Genomic DNA, 644 nt, shown 5'->3' on the forward strand with positions numbered 1-644 from the left:
GTTGGGCATAGATTTGGGCATGGTCGATGCCCGTGCTGTCGATGGGGCGCTCCACCTCCACGCAGAGGAAGCGGCGGCTGCCAGAAGGGTCGGAAAGCAGTTCGTGGCTGTTGGACGTGGCGATGAAGGAGGCCATGCGCGGCAGGCGGAGCGTGTCGCGCCGGTAAGCCTTGCGCACGTGCAGGGCGGTGAGCTGCATCACGTTCTTCAAGGCCGGATGGCGGCGGACGGGGATGCGGTCGAACTCGTCCAGGTTGATGAGCCCCATTTCCACCAAGAGCTGTTCCATACGGGCGGTGTTCGCCATGTCAGCGCTGTCTGTGTAATAGGCGGACAGTTCGGGTGGCAGGAGGTTGCGGCAGAACGTGGATTTTCCCAGTCCTTGCCGACCGCTCACCAATACCGGGGCCACACTGTTGGCATGGCCGTCGCCCATCCCCATCCACTGCGCGGCCACGGCCAACATCCACCGGCGGAACCCGCGCAGCCACGGCTCACTGTCCGACACGCGCCGGGCCAACGCGTCGAGGCGCTCCTTGCCGTCCCACGGCGGCAGGCGGTCGAAATAATCACGGAAGGGATGGTGGTCGGGCAGACGGTCGGAGGCCACGAAACGCGACACGTCGCGGTCCCAGCACGGGATG

At 65.7% G+C, this 644-nt stretch carries 1 protein-coding gene; it reads right to left on the reverse strand.

All coding sequences use genetic code 11. The features are described 5' to 3' along the window. Nucleotides 1–508: VapE domain-containing protein (locus HMPREF9442_RS08930; protein WP_253271071.1), on the reverse strand; the 508-nt coding region annotated here is incomplete at its 3' end. Nucleotides 509–644: the final 136 nt, after the last annotated feature.

The organism is Paraprevotella xylaniphila YIT 11841, assembly GCF_000205165.1.
GTDB classification, from domain to species: Bacteria; Bacteroidota; Bacteroidia; order Bacteroidales; family Bacteroidaceae; genus Paraprevotella; species Paraprevotella xylaniphila.